14 protein-coding genes are annotated in these 19,096 nt (G+C 49.2%); 6 read left to right on the forward strand and 8 right to left on the reverse strand.

Features of this window, described 5'->3' with window-relative positions:
• Positions 1 to 672 (forward strand): hypothetical protein (locus O3C43_20000; GenBank protein MDA1068775.1); only part of this gene is annotated, 672 nt, incomplete at its 5' end.
• 1 nt (position 673) lies between these two features.
• The gene (locus O3C43_20005; protein ID MDA1068776.1) at positions 674 to 1,354 is read left to right on the forward strand and encodes a transposase; all 681 of its coding nucleotides are present in this window, start codon (positions 674 to 676) and stop codon (positions 1,352 to 1,354) included.
• A gap of 45 nt (positions 1,355 to 1,399) precedes the next feature.
• On the opposite strand, the gene O3C43_20010 is transcribed toward O3C43_20005, so the two are convergent.
• From O3C43_20010 to O3C43_20030, 5 genes are all read right to left on the reverse strand, one after another.
• A complete protein-coding gene (locus tag O3C43_20010; protein MDA1068777.1) occupies positions 1,400 to 2,686 on the reverse strand; it encodes a hypothetical protein in 1,287 nt (428 codons plus the stop codon).
• A 4-nt stretch (positions 2,687 to 2,690) separates the two neighbouring features.
• Positions 2,691 to 4,046 (reverse strand): sulfatase-like hydrolase/transferase, encoded by a 1,356-nt coding sequence (locus O3C43_20015; GenBank protein ID MDA1068778.1) that lies wholly within the window; start codon positions 4,044 to 4,046, stop codon positions 2,691 to 2,693.
• A 10-nt stretch (positions 4,047 to 4,056) separates the two neighbouring features.
• Positions 4,057 to 5,409 carry a sulfatase gene (locus tag O3C43_20020; protein ID MDA1068779.1) on the reverse strand — a complete coding sequence of 451 codons (1,353 nt, stop codon included), beginning with the start codon at positions 5,407 to 5,409 and terminating at the stop codon, positions 4,057 to 4,059.
• A 148-nt stretch (positions 5,410 to 5,557) separates the two neighbouring features.
• The gene (locus tag O3C43_20025) at positions 5,558 to 7,216 is read right to left on the reverse strand and encodes an FAD-dependent oxidoreductase (GenBank protein ID MDA1068780.1); all 1,659 of its coding nucleotides are present in this window, start codon (positions 7,214 to 7,216) and stop codon (positions 5,558 to 5,560) included.
• Positions 7,213 to 8,772, reverse strand: a complete 1,560-nt coding sequence (locus tag O3C43_20030) for a sulfatase (GenBank protein ID MDA1068781.1) — start codon at positions 8,770 to 8,772, stop codon at positions 7,213 to 7,215. Before O3C43_20030 ends, O3C43_20025 begins: the two co-directional genes overlap by 4 nt.
• A 395-nt stretch (positions 8,773 to 9,167) precedes the next feature.
• On the opposite strand from O3C43_20030, the gene O3C43_20035 reads away from it, so the two are divergent.
• Positions 9,168 to 10,514: a sulfatase gene (locus O3C43_20035; GenBank protein MDA1068782.1), complete on the forward strand. Its 1,347-nt coding sequence runs from the start codon at positions 9,168 to 9,170 to the stop codon at positions 10,512 to 10,514.
• A 79-nt stretch (positions 10,515 to 10,593) separates the two neighbouring features.
• Positions 10,594 to 11,922, forward strand: a complete 1,329-nt coding sequence (locus O3C43_20040; GenBank protein ID MDA1068783.1) for a Gfo/Idh/MocA family oxidoreductase — start codon at positions 10,594 to 10,596, stop codon at positions 11,920 to 11,922.
• Between the two features lie 127 nt (positions 11,923 to 12,049).
• On the opposite strand, the gene O3C43_20045 is transcribed toward O3C43_20040, so the two are convergent.
• Both O3C43_20045 and O3C43_20050 read right to left on the reverse strand, forming a co-directional pair.
• Positions 12,050 to 13,387 carry an MATE family efflux transporter gene (locus tag O3C43_20045; protein ID MDA1068784.1) on the reverse strand — a complete coding sequence of 446 codons (1,338 nt, stop codon included), beginning with the start codon at positions 13,385 to 13,387 and terminating at the stop codon, positions 12,050 to 12,052.
• Between the two features lie 24 nt (positions 13,388 to 13,411).
• Positions 13,412 to 14,839, reverse strand: a complete 1,428-nt coding sequence (locus tag O3C43_20050; GenBank protein ID MDA1068785.1) for a VCBS repeat-containing protein — start codon at positions 14,837 to 14,839, stop codon at positions 13,412 to 13,414.
• A 135-nt stretch (positions 14,840 to 14,974) separates the two neighbouring features.
• Here O3C43_20050 and O3C43_20055 point away from each other — a divergent pair, with 135 nt between their 5' ends.
• Both O3C43_20055 and O3C43_20060 read left to right on the forward strand, forming a co-directional pair.
• Positions 14,975 to 16,621 (forward strand): arylsulfatase, encoded by a 1,647-nt coding sequence (locus O3C43_20055; protein ID MDA1068786.1) that lies wholly within the window; start codon positions 14,975 to 14,977, stop codon positions 16,619 to 16,621.
• Between the two features lie 50 nt (positions 16,622 to 16,671).
• Positions 16,672 to 17,217 carry a hypothetical protein gene (locus tag O3C43_20060; GenBank protein ID MDA1068787.1) on the forward strand — a complete coding sequence of 182 codons (546 nt, stop codon included), beginning with the start codon at positions 16,672 to 16,674 and terminating at the stop codon, positions 17,215 to 17,217.
• A gap of 558 nt (positions 17,218 to 17,775) precedes the next feature.
• Here O3C43_20060 and O3C43_20065 read toward each other — a convergent pair.
• The coding region (locus O3C43_20065) for a Fic family protein (GenBank protein ID MDA1068788.1) at positions 17,776 to 19,096 on the reverse strand (1,321 nt) is incomplete at its 5' end.

The raw sequence follows: 19,096 nt of genomic DNA on the forward strand, positions 1-19,096 counted from the left end.
AAGCCTGAACTACGAACCAAAAAAAAGAAAACCTTCCTTCCGGAAGGCTTTTCGAACAGGGTCGAGCTAGAGATTTTGCGAGAGATATACACCAATCTTGAAGGGGACCTTGAAGATTTTGAGCACGGATTTGATCTTCTTCATGACAAAAGAAATTCCTGCCAGGACTTGCTTAACATTATTGAACAGGATTTACCCTTCGACGACTCTTTTGGTTATTACTTGAATTATTTGAGGGTTTATCCGCGGTTTGATCACAATAGTAGCGGTTATCAGTTGTTGAAAACCAAAGGCCTGGATCTCATTCGTAATGACGAACTCCGCGAGGCAATCACCAACCTGTATGAACTTCGTTACCCGGATCTAGTTAGTAGGGAAAATGAAAATATTGAAATTATGCTTATGGATCTCCGGTCTGGGCTGAAACTCTATGAAGGTATCGAGACTCTCAAAGTAGCCAAAAGGCCTGAATCATTAACCATTTCGGACGAACATGTGGAACAGGGGAGATTTCGAACTATGATCAATTTCGATCGCTTGAAAAAGGATACCGAATTTCACTGGGTCATAAAGGACGTCGAATTCACATCGGCTATCGAAATCGGCCGTTATGAGCGAACTAAGAACGATGTGGAGGCGCTTTTAAAACTGTTGGAAGCGGAGCTTGAATAAGATGAATTCTCTCCCTGGGAACGCCGAGCCCCAGCTCGGCAAGAATGATGAAGAAGCCGAGCTGGGGCTCAGCGTTCCCAGGTGGTATTCGCGTGGGTACCTTCCTCATTTCGACAGTAAGGAGAAGATTCAGTCTATCACCTTTCGTCTGGCGGATTCATTGCCTCAAGAAAAATTAGAGCAGCTTGAAGAACAGCTGGTTGTTATGGCAGAGGATGAAAGAGATTTGTACAAGAGGAAAACGATTGAAGGTTGGCTCGACGCTGGAATGGGGTGTTGTGCATTAAAGCATCCGGAGGTTGGCAAGGTTGTTGAGGACACCTTGCTAAAATTTGATGGAGAACGGTACCGCCTCCTTGCCTGGTGCGTGATGCCGAATCATGTGCATGTCGTGATTGAGCCGCGGGAGAAGCTGGGGAAGATAGTGCAATCGTGGAAATCTTTTACCGGGAGATGGGCGATGGAGAGAAATGCCGAGCTGGGGCTCAGCGTTCCCGGGAAGCGATTCTGGATGAGGGAGTATTGGGACAGATTTATTAGGAATGAGAGCCATTTGAAGAGTGTTGTTGAATACATTCACAACAATCCGGTGGCTGCAGGTTTGTGTAAGTCACCTGAACAATGGGAATGGTCCAGTGCTTCTCCTGGGAACGCCGAGCCCCAGCTCGGCAGTAATGAATAAGGTGCCGTGCTGGGGCTCAGCGCTCCCGGCAAGGAATAAGCCAAGCTATGGCTTGGCGTTCCCAGGTAGCGAAATCACAAACAACTGCCTGGTTGGTTCTTCATCACCGACCAATCCCGGCACCAGGATCTGGGTACCGCTGCGGTTCCAGGTAGGTGAGGGATCCTGGCGGAGATCACCGGATAGCCATGGGCCGATATCAAAGCCCTGTGAACGAAAGTGCGTTCCGTCGGAACGTCGATAAAAGGTGTAGAAATTTTTGGCCTGTTCCTTTTCCTTGTGTCCGTTCACAAACCAGTCCCCTTGGGGAGAGAGGCTGATGTCTCCTTCGGGGTCTGGAAAGATTTCCCGGTTTCCCAGCTGGCCAATCACCTGGTCGCGATCGACATCGTAAAGGATTTGCCGTCCGTCAATTGCGCCAATCATGCGGTGACCGTAATCCCATTCCGGGTGGCCGCCGAAGAAGGTCTTCAGAGGTTTGAGACCCGTGCCGTCCGCGTTAATGACGAAAGGCACATTGATGCGCGGGTAGTCTTTGTTTCCGCTCCATCCCGCCCGGGCAAAGAAGAAGAGTCGGTCTCCTTCCCGGTTCCATAGAGTATGGTTGATAAACAAAGCCAGCTCGTCGATGTGAGGTTCAGTTTCACGAATAACTTCAGCCATCTTGTGAAACGAAACCAGCAGGGAACGATCACCTGTCTCTGTATTTACTTTAAAGATACCATCGTCTTTTGGATGTAAAACACCCTCGGTCCAGTCCCAGGCTCCTTTATATCCCGTGACTGCGCGCAGTCGTGCCATGCGTGCATAGTTGATGCCGGCGAACCATCCGCCTTCCTGCATGACTCCACCATTGCCGATGGGGTGATCCTCAAAACGAAATTCATGAACACGTTTCTTCGTTTCTATATCAAACAAGACGGTGAAGACTTTCCCTGTCTTTGGATCGCGATCATTAAAAAAGAACTGAGTGTCCGGATTCAATGGATTCCAATAGAACATGGTGCCCTGTTGAGGGTTCCAGCCACGTGTTTCTTCGATCTTGATAACTTTATGGTTGTTATGCGTATCGATCAAAATGACATCCGCGGGTTCATGGCCTTCGGGCAGGTGATCCTGAAACGTAGTACGCATGGCTAGAATGTAGCGCTCCGATTCGTTCCAGGGAATATTTTGAACATGGCCTATGTAACCAAAAAAATGGTTCTCTGGGCCATGTGTGATTTGTTCGACTTTTAGATCTGCGGCTGAAAGCGATGATGAAATCGCCACCAGTAATCCACTCAGCCGCGCCAGAAGATAAGTCCCTCGAGTTTGTAATTGGACAATCATTTTTCTATGGTTCTTTATATCCAGGACTCCCGGGACCCCAAAGCGGGGTAACTAATTCCTTCTCCCAAGCATTCATTTTTTCGAGAAGCCGCTTTAGGACTTTCGGATTCGTTTTCGCAACATTCGTTGTTTCCCCAACATCGTTTTCCAAATTGTAAAGTTCGGGTTGTCCATCGGGAGTGTTGCGTGCCAAAAGTTTCCAGTCTCCGTCGCGTAGTGAGATCGGACCCTCGATACCACTGCGGCGCCAATGCAGTGTGCGTTCAGGAAATGGATTTTGCGAGGCACCAAATAGAGGCAAAAGACTATTTCCATCTAGTTCCCAGTTCGGATCGACTCGTTCTCCGGCCGCTTCAAATACAGTTGGCAGGATGTCCATGGTTATCACCGGAGTATCGATGACAGAACCAGGCTCGATGATTCCGGGCCAGGCCATTGCCCAGGGTACTCGAACGCCGCCTTCGTAAAGGCCACCTTTGTAGCCACGTAGGGGATAATTGCTCGTAGAGTCTTTGCCGCCAGGTCCTCCATTGTCGTTGGTGAAAATGACGATGGTGTTATCGTTCAGTCCCGTATTCTCAAGCGTGCTAAGAACTTTGCCCACATTGTCATCCATAGCCACGATGAGCCCCGCGTAGTTGCGGCGGTGTTCATGTTTTATGTGCTTGATGCGCTGTGCGTCGTAACTGCTTTTGCGTGGCTCCAAGGGACCATGAGGCGCGGTGAAAGACAGGAACAGGTAGAACGGATGATCTTTATTCTCCTTAATAAATTCACAGGCAGCGTCACCCAGTCGATCGGTTACGTAACCGGTTTCTTCGGTGGGCGTGCCGTTATCCTGGATCACTCGGTCCCGCGTTGTTTTCTTCATGGGATAATAAGGACGGGATCCCTGAAGGAGGCCGTAGAACTCATCGTAGCCGCGTTTATTCGGGTGAAACGCATCGGGATAGCCGAGATGCCACTTTCCAATAAGCCCGGTCTTATAGCCAATCTTCTGCAGTCGCTTGACTCCGAAGGTTTCCGAGAGAGGAAGTCCATTCTGAGTGCCAGGAGGTAAATTCGTCTCATGCCCAAATCGCTCCTGGTAACGGCCGGTCATCATACCGGCTCGGGATGGCGAACAGACGGCACCAGTAACATAAGCGTTGGTAAACCTGGCGCCTGCGTTTGCGATGCTATCAATGTGTGGCGTCAGGTGTTTGAAATCTTCTCGCGCACTTTCCTGGAAACCGAAGTCAGCGTAGCCCGAGTCGTCAGCGAAGAGGATTACCACGTTGGGTTTGCCGGATGCATAAAGAGCCGGACCAGTGAGGCCAATTAGTAAACCAATCGAAACGAAGATCCCAAAGTTTTTCATCTCACAGCAATCAATTGAACTTTGTGAGTACCTTGCGTTCCTTGACTGGGTACCAGTCCTCAATCATTTTCGCCATGCGTGCGACAACTCTTGGGTTTTCCGCAGCCAGGTTAGTTATTTCGCTTGGGTCATTTTTTAAGTCAAAGAGTTGGGGTCGCTTTTCTTCTCGAGGATGAGTTGATTGGTAGCGGTTCACTTCGCCATCATAGGTTAAGAGGAGTTTCCAATCACCTTGGATACACCAACGAAAGAGCAGGGAAGCTTCCGGATTTTCAATGTCGGCGATGTCGTGAGCGAACGATTCTCCAAAGATGGTGTCACGTGGAATGGGTGAACCGTTCTCCATCGAGTCTAATAGACTTAATCCAGGAAGCTTGATTTTGGGTTGTCGGGCACCGGCAGCTGCGAGTGCAGTCGGAAAAATATCAATGCTGTTCACCAGGTCCATACGGTGAGCCGGTTTTAGTTTGTCAGGCCAGGAATACATGGTGGGTTGGCGAACTCCGCCTTCGTAAGGCGTTTGCTTGGAACGCATGTCGTAACCGTTTTTCTCTGGGTGCTGAATCCAGCCATTGTCGCCGACATAGATGATGAGCGTGTTGTCGCGGATGTTCTTTTTCTCCAGGTAATCCACTATGTCTCCGCAAGTTTCATCCCACCACTCGATCATGGCGTAGTATTTGGCTATTGTGATTGGGAACCGGTCTTTGTATTTATTGAGTAATCGATCAGGAGGTGTGTGTGGTGTGTGTGGGAGAAAGGCCGCATACCAGAGGTAGAACGGTTTATCTTTTTCTATCGACATATCCACGAAGTCATAAATTTCCTGAAGCCCTTCACGACCTATCTTGAGTCCATCGTCTCCGTGCCGACCCCCTTTTTGCGGAAATCCCCGAGTCATGCCATGAGTAAATCCGCCCCGAGTGAAGTTGCCTTCCCACCATTTTCCACTTTGGTGGCTTAGGTAACCTTGCTCGCCAAGTAGCTCAGGCAGAGTATCGAATTCATCTATGTAGGAAATGAGCTGTGCCCGACGTTGGTCATAAAGGGGCGAATCCCTTTCGGCGTATTTGGGTGACGGGTCGTTCCCGGTGACGCCGTGACGGTGGGCATAGTGACCGGTTGCCAGGGTCATGAGTGACGGACGGCACAAGGCGGTCGGCACATATCCCCGAGGAAAGGCTACGGACTCGCTCGCCAGTTTGTCGATGTTCGGCGTCCTGACGTCGGGATGTCCCATGAAGGAGTAGTCCGTCCACGATTGATCATCACTAAGAAGGAGAACGATGTTGGGCTTGTCGGCTGCCAATGTTAGCTTAGCCAAGACGCTGATTAGAAAGAAGATTCCTAGATTTTTTTTCATGAGTTTGATTGAAACGAGGATTTTAAGCATTGGTGCACTCTCCTTACAGGTCAATCATCCCCAAATATTTTTTTGGTTGTCGTTAGTATGTATCAGTCCGAAAGGGAGGAACCAAAAACTGTCGGCTATCAACTCGAAATTGGGTCTTCTAATTTATTGGCAAAGAAAGAATTTGACCGTCTTTTAAGATGGCTTCTCTGAGCGTAGGATAGTCGATGTCCTGTATTTTTTGCTTCTTGTCGATTGCAAGACAGGCAGCTGTAGCCGCTGATTGGCTGAGCATCATAAAGGTCGGTTCCATCCGGACGGAACCAAAGGCCACGTGACTCGCAGATAGTGCGAAGGTGACGAGTAGGTTGGTGCATTCTTCTTTCTTGGGAACGATGGCGTGGTAGCCAATGCCGTAGGGAATTACCTTCACGCTCGCCGGACTCTTGCCTTCCCTGACAATCATATCCTGATAGGCAATCCGCTGAATTTCATGAATGTCCAAACCATAGGAGGCCATCGCTACCGGTTTTTCAGCGACGAGTTTTCCGGTGCAGTGGTTCTCATTCATCACCAGATTCGAAACCATTCGGCGTGCTTCACGGACGTACATTTGGAATGGCCAACCGTCATTGTCGACAAACTCATCCTTGCAGAGTCCGAATTCACGGACCTGTTTTTTTAGCTTCCCGGGCACGACCGGATCGTTTGCCAGGAAGTAAAGCAGTCCCAGGTGGTAGTCGCGTTGGTAATCATATAGTTCTTGCCTTCTATCCCAATCCGCATCGGGCCAGTCCCAACTGAGTCCTGGAATGTTGGAGCCGAATGTGGCTGTGTTGAAATCCCACTTACCGTTCACCAGGGGATCCAGCTTGGTAAACCAGCGGATGTCCATATCGTCGCCTTGCAAGAGACAGGCCTGTATGAAGCGTCGCTGGATTTCGTAGTTCCAGGGATCGTAGTTGGTTGGTTTGGAAATCGGTATCCGGTTTTCCGGAACATTGGTCATACATAGCCGAAAACAGTAGGCTTGTACTCCCGGTGCTTCTTCGCCGTTTTGTTCACCGTTGTAGGGATTGATGGTGGGAAGTAATCCGCTGGTTTTATCGGTTGGATTCACGTAGGGGGAAATGGGAATGTCGCGGTCCCAGATTCCTTTGCGGTCGGCCCTTCGTCCGTTCTCACCAGGCACTCCCCAATAAATCGATGGCTGATACTTCTTTAGGCTAAATCCGTTACCTGTTTCGTCGAACTGACTGTTGGCCTCACGTTTTGTTGTATAGCTTACGCCTGCTACGGCCATAAGATCACCTTCGTAGGTGGCATCTATAAAGACACTTGCATGGTAGTAGGAACCATCGACCATGGTGATGGATATAAGTTTTGTTTCATCCATTTGTACGGAGTGGATTTTCTTATCATAACGAAGGGTGATGTTGCTCTCCGCTATGTACTCCAGAAACAGTTTCTCTGCTCCGCTGGGTTCTATGACAAAATCACCACCTGTGTGGGCAAAGTAGTTATCAAATTTCAGCTCTTTGCCGTACCGCGCTGAAAGTTTGGAAAAATACTCGCGGGCAATACCGCCAATAGTCGCAGGGTTCCCAACGTCCAATGCACTTAGGCCACTGGCGGTTAATCCTCCAACGTGTTGGTAGGGTTCGAGTAATATAACCGATTTTCCCATGCGATCAGCCTGCAATGCGGCCACGACTCCGCCAGATGTTGCGCCATAGACACAGACGTCGTATTCCTTGGCTTCCAGATATGGAGAGAGTAGTAGCTTAAATGATAGGAGGAGGAAAAGTGTCTTTTTCATTGCTTGGTTCCGTGGACGACTCCTCCTGTTTCCTTGTGGGTGAAGGTCCAGTTCTCCGGATCAAATTTATAAGCTCCTTTGGGAAGTGCATCGGGCACCCATTCCTGGGGGAGGTGTTTGGAAAGCGTTTCCTTGATCGTCTGATACATTGGATCACTTGCATCTCTTTTGCTCTCTGGGCTGCCGTGGGCAAGTAAGTTATGCCATTCATTGGGGTCCGAATGGTGGTCATAAAGTTCTTCTTCACCGTCGGAGTAGTGGATGTAACGCCAGCGCTCATCGCGAACCGCTGCGTTACCGTTTCCAAACTCAATCACGCTCGGGTGAGGCCATTCCAAATCCGGATTTTCCAGTAGTGGTGAAAGGTCGTTTCCGTCGAAAGGAATATCTGTTTTCAAATGGGTGAGACTTAGCAGGGTAGGAAACATATCGACCAGGTTGACAGGACGATTGCTACGTTGGCCGGCTGATTTCATTTCCGGAATTGAGATTATAAATGGGACTCGTGTGGCTACCTCCCAGAGGGTCGATTTCATCCAATGATGTTTTTCACCCAGGTGAAAGCCATGATCGGACCAAAGTGCTATGATGGTGTTACTCGCGTAGGGTGACTCTTCCAGAGCTTTGAGGATACGGCCCACCTGTGCGTCAGCGAAGGAAATACTGGCCAGGTAGCAACGAACGGCTTCTTCCCATTCTCCTGCATCCCTGGCCGCCTGCATTTCGTCGCGCCCGGCTGCTGCCCATTGTTGCGGAATGGGTGGTACGTCGTCGAGATCATCGGCGGGGACTTCCGGCAATTTTATTTCCTTGTCCGCATAAAGATCGTGAAATCGTTTTGGAACATACCAAGGAAGGTGAGGGTGGAACGTTCCGACGGATAGAAAGAAGGGCTGGTCACTTTTGTGAGTTTGCAAAAACTCGATAGCGTAATCAACCACCACCACGTCGTCGTAAACGTTTTCATCTCGAGGCAAGATGCCCCAGTCTCGCTCATCGCGACCGCGCAGGTGGTCGACTTTGCTGAATGGATATTCCGGGGGAGGTGGCTTCCATTCCGTCCAAGGGTAGTTAAGTTTATTGCTGCGCGTCCAGGGAAAATCGTTCCAGGGGATACGCCTGTACGCGTGCCATTGGTCAGGTGGATTATTTCCGGCGGTGTGATGAAAACTCTTCCCGCTGCCCACGACACGGTAGCCGTTCTGCAAAAAGAATTTAGGCATGGTAGTAATATCCGGCTGGTTGGGTCGCAGCCATTGACCATTGTTATACACGCCAGTCGTGGACGGCATAAGGCCGGTCATAACCGCGGTGCGGCTGGGATTACAAACAGGGGAAGGGCAATGGGCGTTGGTGAAATTGATTCCCTTTTCTGCCAACCGGTCCATATGGGGAGTGTATACCTCGCCCTCGTATCCACCGAGAAAATTTGTCCAGTCCCGCATGTCGTCTACTGAGATCATAAGGACATTGGGCTTTGTTTCACCTGACGTTTTGACAGCGCAAGAGACGACAAGCGCAACAATGAAGATCAGGCTCCAACAAGTTGGTTTCATGGTTTTAAGTATTCGAATGCTGGGTTCAATTGAAAGGGGCTTTATTCGGATGGGAGAGGGATGTTTAGCCTCAGATCCAAATTAGCCGGAACTATTTCCGATAATCGTTTGAGACCATAATGGGTCGTACTCATAAATAGCATGGAATCAAAGATGAGGTGATTTTGGTTTTGTGTCTAAAGGATTTGCACTGTGGAGGTAATTTATTGGTGGTTCGGGTGGAGTAGTCTTTTTCCAGGTGTTTCAGGAATGCTTCCAATTGTGTATTGGCATATTGACCTTCCTATTCTTTTTGCTGAAATAGTGAAATGTATTTTCTGGTTTCTATTGTTAGGTTTTTTTCCAAGGGGACCCTTCTTTTCGGAATAATCAATTTTCTCTCTTGTTTCCCCTGCGTGGGAAAACCGCTCAACGTCGTTTTCTTCCTTATCGACGATCTGGGGTGGATGGACATAGGGGCCAATGGCAGCGACTATTACCAGACACCGAACATCGACCAGTTGACCGCGGATGGCATGCGCTTCACCAATGGTTATGCAGCTTGCAATGTGTGTTCTCCGACCCGGGCGGCTGTGATGACCGGAAAGAACCCGGCTCGATTGTTATTAACGCAATGGCTTCCGTCCGGACGTTGGGATGCGAAGAAGAACAAGCTTCAAGAGGCGCGATATCTTTCCAATTTGCCTTTAGAGGAATTTACGATTGCGGAGGCGTTACGAGAGGGTGGTTATAAAACTGCATTTATGGGGAAGTGGCATTTAGGACCGTTGCCCTATTACTATCCTGAACATCAGGGATTTGATATAAATGTCGCTGGTCGCGACTACGGAAATCCGGGCAGCTATTGGTATCCCTATGAAGGCAGTTGGACGATTCCCACCACCAAACTGAAAGTTTTCAAAGAATCTATTCTTCCTGGAAAAGAGGGTGATTACCTGGTTGATCGCCTGGCCGAGGAAGGAGAGGCTTTTATCCGGGCAAATGCCGTCCATCCTTTTTTCCTGATGATGTCCCACTACGCTGTGCATACTCCCCTTCAGGGAAAACCTGAAAAAGTGGCCAAATACGAAAAAATTGCCGATGCCAAACGTCAGGGAGATCCGAAGTATGCGGCCATGGTTGAGAGTGTGGATGAGAGCGTAGGGCGGATCGTGAGGACACTGCGAGAGTTGGGCCTGGAAAAAGACACGCTTGTCATCTTCACCAGTGACAACGGTGGCTTCGCCAAGGCTACCGACAATTCGCCTCTGAGAGCCAACAAAGGGTCAAACTACGAGGGTGGTCTGCGGGTGCCTGTTATTATCAAATGGCCGGGTGTGACGAAACCCGGATCCGTTTCGCATGTGCCCATTATAAGTAATGACTTTTATCCCACCATTCTAGGTGCAACCGGTTTACCCAAGCGTCCTCAACAGCACATGGATGGAGTGGATTTAACACCTGTCTTAAATGACCAGGGCCGGATAGAACGAGCGGCCCTGTTTTGGCACTATCCGCATTACAACCAGCATCCGCAAAGTTTTCCTTCCGGGGTCATTCGCAAAGGTGATTGGAAGCTGATTGAAAAGTATGAGACCGGGGAACTGGAATTGTATAACCTGGCGGAAGACATTAGTGAGCAAAACAATCTGGCGCTTACGCAACCGGGTACGGTCCGCCAACTTCTGGCCGAACTCGATGCCTGGCGCGAAGCGGTAGGTGCGGATCCCATGCGACCCAATCCGCTTTATGAAGGAAACTGAAAATAAAGGGAATTTTATTAAGCCTTCACTTCCTCCTGACAACGGTTACTCTGAATTTATAATCTCTAATTCTACTCCTATGAAAACAACACGTCGCCGCTTTCTTAAAACTTCTGTAGCCTTTGTCGTGGCTGCTCCGGCCATTGTCCGTGGCAGTAATCTCAACTCCAAACTTCAGCTCGCATCGATCGGTTCCGATGGCAAGGGCTACTCGGACATTTCCGAGATGGCGGATCATGCGGGTGCCGTACATGTTGCGTTTTGCGATGTCGATCTCGCCCTTACGGCTAAGGCGTTAGAACTGAAACCAGATGCTGAGGTGTTTCAGGATTGGCGCGAAATGTTTGAAAAAATAGGGGATAAGATTGACGCAGTTACCGTTTCTACTCCCGATCACATGCACGCCTATATCGCCCTCGATGCCATGCGTCGTGGTAAGCATGTCCATTGTCAAAAGCCGCTGACTCATACGGTATGGGAAGCACGACAAATGGCTCTGCAGGCTGCGAAGTCGAAGGTGATTACGCGCATGGGAAACCAGATCCATTCTCACACTACCTATCGAACTGCTGTTCGCGCCATTCAGTCTGGAAAGATTGGAAAAGTAAAACGCGTTCATTCCTGGGTCAATGCAGCGGGGCATGGTCGTTCAGGACTCATTGATCGTCCGAAAAATAGGCCGACGATTCCAACAACACTCGATTGGGATCTCTGGCTAGGTGTGGCACCCAAGCGTCCTTATGGCGGCGACCGCATCTACCATCCATGGGGTTGGCGTGACTGGCAGGATTTCGGCAGTGGTGCATTGGGCGACTTTGGTTGCCATATTTTGGATCCTGTTTTTACCGCTTTGAATATTATCGGAGCTCCTACCGAAGTAAAGGCGGAGCACACCGGAATGAACGATGAAGTCTGGCCGGCTCAATCTACCGTTCATTATCTTTTTCCCGGAACAGAATACACGGATAAGGAGATGCTGCGCATAACCTGGTATAACGGTGGGCTTCAACCGACCCAGGCAGGTTCTCATGTACCTGAGACGACTGCGCTTCCAAGAAGCGGCTCTCTAATCATTGGTGAAATTGGTACGTTGGTGCTTCCGCATTATGACATACCACGCTTTTATCCAGAGGAAAATTATCCTGAAGGCAGTATCGAAATTGCCGATGACCTCAATCACTATCACGGCTTTATCGATGGTTGCATTTCTGGACGTCAACCCAGTGACGGTTTTGATTATGGTGGCCCACTGACCGAGGCCGTGCAACTTGGCAACATTGCCAGTCGCTTTGTTGGTGAAACCCTTATTTGGGATGGTCCGGGGCTTAAGTTCACGAATCTCAAAGAGGCCAATGCGTTTGTTTCCCGAAAATACCGAAAGGGTTGGGAAATTAAATCGGTGGGTTAGGTTGTAGGTTTTGGATTTAGGCAGGAGCTGCTTTAGCTGCGAATCGAAGCTTCGTGGATATTCTAATCGCAGCTAAAGCAGCTACTCCTACATTTATTTAGGGTTTCAATACGCGTTTGGGACATACTTAAGCAATCGATCTTTTAAGTCTTGGATAAAGGACTCCCAGTGTGGCGGCTCGAGCCAGGATGTAGCTTATGAACGCAATCCAGAGACCGGTGATACCGTAGTGTGTTGTGAGAGGAATGCCGATTGCTAAATAGATGGCGAGGGAGCCAATCGCCGCGTTGCGCATGTCACGGGTTCGAGTCACGCCGATGAATATCCCATCGAGTTGGAATGTTACGAAGGATACTAAAATATAAGCGGCTGCAAAAGGGAGAGTTGCAATGGCGGCGTGCCTGACTTGTTCCAGGTCGGTCAATAGGTTCACTATTACTCCACCCAGTGAAAGAAAACCGACAGCTAAAAAGAGCGCGGTAATTCCTGCCAATATACCGGTTCGTCGTACCAATATGTTAAATACGTCAATGCGTCGAGCGCCAGCTGCAGCTCCAACGAGTGCTTCTGTCGCATACGCGATTCCATCGAGGAAAAACGCGCTGAAGGAAATGAACTGCAGCAGTATGTGATTGGCGGCCAATGGCACATCGCCCAGTCGAGCGCCTTGATGAGTAAACCATCCAAATCCAAACAAAAGACACAGGGTCCGGATCATTATGTTGAAATGAACTCCAAACGTCTTGGCTAGAAGCCGTGAGTCGAAGATTTGACGCCAGTCCCAAAAACTTCCGCCTCCCGGGTAACGTTCACGCAAGATACGGATAATCAGAAAAAGCGCCAATAAAGCCGCTGTCCATTCAGCGATCATCGTGCCAAGTGCGATCCCTTTTACACCCATTCCAAAGTATCCGGCAAGAAGCACATCCAGGCTTATATTTATTGCGTTCAAGACCACTTGAATAGCCAGCAAGGTTCTCGATCGACCAAGACCTATGAGCCCCCCCATAATAGCATAGGATGCAAGTGCAGCGGGAGCTCCCCAGATACGCAGCTTAAGGTAGGGAGCGGCAATGGCCTCCACCTCCTCGCTTCCTTCGAGTATATACAACGCCAAGTTGAAAATCGGAACCTGGAGGACAATCAGTGCCAGTCCAATGACGACACCTATCAGGATGGGGCGTCCTATTGCCGTTCTCACCTCGAGCTCGTTATCTGCCCCATGGGCTTGAGCAACAAAACCGGTGGTTCCCATACGCAAGAATCCAAATGTCCAATAAACAAAACTGAAGATCAATGATCCAATTGCAACTGCGCCCAATGAAGCTACAGCTCCTGTTCTTCCTATAACGGCGGTATCCGTTAATCCCAGTAGCGGGGTCGCCGAATTGGCCAAAATGATCGGCCACGCCCGACTTACAATAAAGCGATAGGAGCTAGGCTGATTAAAAGTATTTGTGTGCACAAAAAATCATTCTCTTTCCCCCCTCTACGGCAACGGCATCTCCGGGCTTTCACCATTTCGAGCGGGAACAAAACTGGGGCCGGCTGTTTTGGAACGGACTTGTTCGATCCAATAAACTCCATCGTAGGGAGAGCTGTTTCCTCGTGTACCCACGAAATCGATATCTCCGTCCTTATCAATATCCCGTGCAATAAACTTATCAAACATACCCCGTTTGCGTCGGGAGATATCGTGCCGAGTCCAGGCTGCTGTGACATCGCCCGGATTTTCAAACCAGCCGATACGGCCCAGGGGGTCATTTACAGTCATATCCCCGTCGTCACCCGTCCGCGTCCCTTTGCTGTAACTACCTGAAATAATATCTGTATCACCGTCCCCATCGATATCTGCAATTTCCAAACCGGTTATGGAATCCGGTTTGAAGGTACCGATGAAATGAAACTTCCACAGCTCATCCATGTTTTCCGGTTGTTCAATCCAACCCAGACCCCCCAGAGAAGCACCTATAATATCCAATCGACCGTCGTGATTGAGATCTGCATATTCCAGGTTAAATCCAGACATCTTTGAATTATCCAGGGCGATCGCATGTTCCTTGAATTGAATGTCCTTTTTGCCCAGGTTTTCAAAAATTACCAGCCGACCTTCTCCACGTGAACCGATGACGATATCGAGGTCACCATCTCCATCCAGATCCACCGGTTCGGAGTTTTGTGGAACGCTGTAGCGTCCCAGTTCAATCTCATGCCAGCTGCTTCCTGTGAGAGGATCTCCCTTCACCTGATAAAGAGAAACAGCGGTTTTCCTGGCATAGTCCTCGGGACCAGGCATTTGGGCACCTTTGTTTGCAGCTGCTACTTCCGGGACGCCGTCGCCATTGAAATCTCCAAAGAACACCCGGATAAAAGAGCCGCGACCCTTTGTCATGGGGAGAATGAGTTGAGGCCAACTTTCAGAGCGAATTTTTTGCCCAGGATTTTGTAAGTAAAGTAAATGCGATTGTTCGGCTGCCACGATCACGTCCAGAAAACTATCTCCATTGACGTCCGCAACGGCAGCATCTTCTGGTGCAGGAGTATCCGTGCCTTCTGCCAAAGTAATATTGGTCCAAGAATCGGGGTAAGCAGAACCAAAAGCGATTCGCACATGACCTTCGATTACCGGTTTATGGTTTGGATCGTAAGCAGCGGAGTCATAGCCTGAGTCGAATTCATGGACAGATACAATGTCCTCAAAACCATCTCCGTCGATGTCACCCATTACCAAGCCATCACTGCCATTCAAGTTGAAGCCCGCAATCGTAGGATCGTCTATAATATGTTCTTTCCAGCTGATAAAGTTTCCATCGACGCTTTTTGCTTTACTAAGACTATGACCAACTGGCTCTTGAGCAAAGATTGAGGGTGTCGAGATTAACAGTATGGCTACACCTGTTTTCTGTTTGATACTCATATTGATTTGCATTTTTTCCTTTGTTCGAGCGATTGAGCCCATCGGGAAATTTAAATAATTGGGGTTCCGTTGACTCCTGATATTCGAAGGTGACATCAACTGCTTGTCCACTAATAATTCCTGTCTTTAACTCTTATGCAGCAACCAAACATTGTTCTAATCCTTGCCGATGATATGGGCTATTCCGACATCGGTTGTTATGGAGGAGAAATGGATACGCCTAACCTCAATCGACTTGCCGAAAGGGGTTTACGCTACACGCAATTTTACAACACCGCCCGGTGTTGTCCGACGAGAGCCAGCCTGTTGACGGGAATGAATCCGCATCAGGTGGGGATGGGGCACATGGCGCATTTTGACGATGATCGTGATGGATATCGGGGAGACCTGTCCAAACAATGCGTAACCATTGCCGAGGTATTGAAGACTGGCGGATACGGAACCTACCTCTCTGGGAAGTGGCACGTGTGTAAACAGCTATTGCCGGAACAAGGCGACTTCTCCAACTGGCCACGTTCACGAGGGTTTGATCGCTTCTATGGCATTACGGGAGGGGCAGCCACATACTACGATCCTCAGACTCTGACCCGCGATAATGAGAATATCAAAGCTCCTCATGATCCTGACTATTACTTTACGGATGATATATCCAGCAATGCCTGTGGTTTTATCGAAGATCATCAGCGGGAGAAATCGGAGGATCCCTTCTTTCTTTTCCTTTCCTACACAGCTCCTCATTGGCCATTGCAGGCAACGCCTCAGGATATTGAAAAATGTAAAGGCCGATTCAAGGATGGATGGGATGAACTTCGCGAGCGGCGTTTGAAACGGATGATTGATATGGGTATCGTAAAGCCAGATACAAGCTTAACTGTCCGGGATTCTTCGCAGCCAGCGTGGGCGGATACTCCCGATAAGGACTGGCAACAACGTCGAATGGAGGTTTATGCCGCTCAAGTGGAATCGATGGATCGTGGGATCGGCAGAGTATTGGACACGATCGAGAAATTGGAGCAGATGGACAATACGCTGGTCTTTTTCTTATCCGACAACGGTGCCTGTGCGGAGGAGATATTTGAAACATTTTACCCTTACGATAAACCGGCAGGAGAAGGACGTGCCAAACCGCTTACTGCCAGGACACATACCAGAGACGGGCGTTTGATGAGGCATGGGAATGACCCGGCGGTTCCGCCCGGCGATGAGACTACTTTTCAAAGTTATGGTGTAGCCTGGGCAAACCTTTCCAATACGCCCTTTCGCGAGTACAAACATTTTGTGCACGAAGGTGGTATAGCGACACCCTTGATTGTTCATTGGCCAAACGGCATTTCGGATCAAGGGAAATTGCGACATCAAACGGGTCAGTTAATGGATATAATGGCGACCATTGTTGATGTGGCAGAAGTTGATTGGCCGGAGCAACGCGAGGGCTTGGCCATTCTTCCCTGTGAAGGAAACAGTTTGAAGGATAGCTTTCAATCGAAGGAGACGGTCCGACCACCATTAGCTTGGGAGCATGAGGGGAATTGTGCTTACCGGGAGGGTAGCTGGAAGTTGGTTAAACGATGGGATCGCAGCGATTGGGAGCTATACGATATGGAGGTGGATCGCTGTGAGTTGAATGACTTATCGGCTGAACTTCCAAACAAACGCGATGAACTCCTGGCAAAATACACAGCTTGGGCCAATCGAGTTGGAGTTATCGAATGGCAGCAACTGGAAGCCGAAAGGAATGCCAAAGGTATTTTTACAGATTGGATGCCTCATCCGCACGATTGACCGTGACTCTAAGAACCCCCCAAAAAATCCCCAATTTACACCCAAATACCATGACCAGATTCTGGATACTATCCATTCGCTTTTTCGCGTTACTCATCCCTTGCGCCAATTTTGCAAATGAACCGACTCCCGTTGATCGATTCTTCATTGCCGATGACATTGAAGCAACGGTGTGGGCCCAAGCGCCCATGTTTTTTAACCCGACCAATATGGATACCGATGTGCAGGGGCGAATCTGGGTTACAGAAGCGGTTAACTACCGATCCTTTCGCAATGAGGGTGAAGTTAATCTTTGGCATAAGGATGGTGACAGGGTCATGGTCTTGGAGGACACCGATCATGACGGCCGAGCAGATGCCTCCCATGTGTTTGTTCAAGACAAAGATCTGGTAGCGCCGATGGGTTTGTCGGTTCTCGATAATCGCATCATCGTTACCTGTTCACCGAACGTGATTGTATTTACGGACGTCGACCGAAATGCCCGTTTCGATCCGTCCATCGATACCAAGGGGCCAAGGAGGGGTCATATCTCCATAATTGACAAGATTGATTCCTTTTTATCCAACAACTCCCCATTGCTTAACTCCAATCTTTGAGCAAACTTACTCACCAAAGTAGGCTGTTCCATCGACTATCATTTGACCGACCTACCATTACTCACTGAACGTTATCGGCTGACACAGCACGTTTATGAACCAGACCGATCGTTGTTTCAATCACCTCAGCCTTGGCTAAAAAGATCTCGAGCTGGTAATTACCCAAGGTCAATAACGAGATAACAAGCTTCAGGATATAGATGACGTCGCGAGGTACAACCCACAACTTCCACGCCAAGCAAAAGAAAGAAGATCCCCCAAGAATTCTGTCAATAATGAAGATATGACCCCGTCGGCTGCCCCATAAGTATTGGATTGACCCTTTATTCTAGATCTCAAAGACCGCTCTCCATTCTTGGTCCGCATCATACCAGAAAATGATGCGGTTCTTGAGAAACAGATCCTGAAGACTGCTTTGTATTCGTTTTTCTGACATGAGTTTAAAAATATAAGGGGCTAAAGGCGTGTTAGAGAATTTGGCTAGTCTATCGGATAATGCTTTTCTAAACGGCGTTATATGTGGGCAATTGACATGGAAGAACCTAAATAAAGAAATCGTTATTGTAACAAGGGTCGAAGATCGAAGTTTGCTTGACCAGGATCATCAAGGGCTCCTGATTTTCTAAAATAGTTGTGAGATTCCTCAAAGCTACCCATCGGCATTCTGCTATTCAGCTCTATAAGTTTATGAGCAAACCTAACATAGGGCTCCATTTTTTCATTGATCGTAAGCGCCTCCAAAACGGTGAGGTAGTCCACGCGGAATGATGTCGGTATGAGCAATCTCATCTTTGCGCCCTCTTCCAGAATGGCATTCATTCCCAACCTGGAAATTCGTCCATTACCATCTTGGAACGGGTGCACCTCTGCTACGACAAATAGCATAAAGAAGGCTCTGGCTGTAGCTGATTTGAGGCTTCCACTCATTGCCCAAGCACGGGATAGGGTTTCCGCGACCAGCTCCGGCCTCACAAATACCCGTGATCCCACTTCATTGTTGAGTTCCTTGAAAACTCCCGGATTCACGCCCGGCCTGGATGCCATCATGCGGGCATGACGCACTTTGATCAATTCGATATATTCCTGCGAACTGGATGCCACCTTGCCGCTTACATTGGGATCAACAATAAGCCTGTAAGTTTCCAGGATATCGTGGGCATCCTCGGGACGTTTTCTCTGTATCGCCTTGGCCGCATCGGTCTCCATGATTATATCGTGGGCTTCGTCTACCGGAAACCGCGTACCCTCGATATAGTTTGAAAAGTAGGCCTCCCAGAAAGCCCTGGTTTCAAACTCTTCTATGGGTGGGGCGGAAAGCTCGGAAAACAGTTCTGCCGCCAACCGGGCATGCAGCTCTGCAAACAGCTGTAGCCGTTCAGGATCGTAAGGCCTTCCGCTTGCCCTTGCCGCCGCCACATCACTCTTTAACTGATAAGCCGAAGCTTTTCCTGTGATCGCTTTTGAAAATTCCTGTAATGCGGTGTATTCCCTGTTCCATTCAAACCTCTCGGCCAGGGCACCGGCTTGACTCAACAAATCCTCCAACCATTCGCTCCCCAGACGACTGAGCTGACGGTCGAACCATGCTTCCAACTCCTCGGCGGAAAGCGTTTTGGATTCATCATCCGCCCGTGCCCGTGCGATCTGAAAATTCTCGAGCACCGCCCGCGGCTGACTGGCCATATACAAACCTGTCTTGCCATCGCCACCTGCAATCTCCGTGTCGCTTGCTTGCGCCTCAGGCCCTTTCCAAAGCCGTATTTCCAGTCCAGGCAGTTTACGTACGGGAGCAACCGTTCCAGGCACACTTAAATGCAATTTTCCCGCAGGAGACACAGTCCCCTCAAGAGCGGAACGATGACTGATAACCGCTCCAGGG

This window comes from Verrucomicrobiota bacterium, from assembly GCA_027622555.1.
In the GTDB taxonomy this organism is placed as follows: domain Bacteria; phylum Verrucomicrobiota; class Verrucomicrobiia; order Opitutales; family UBA2995; genus UBA2995.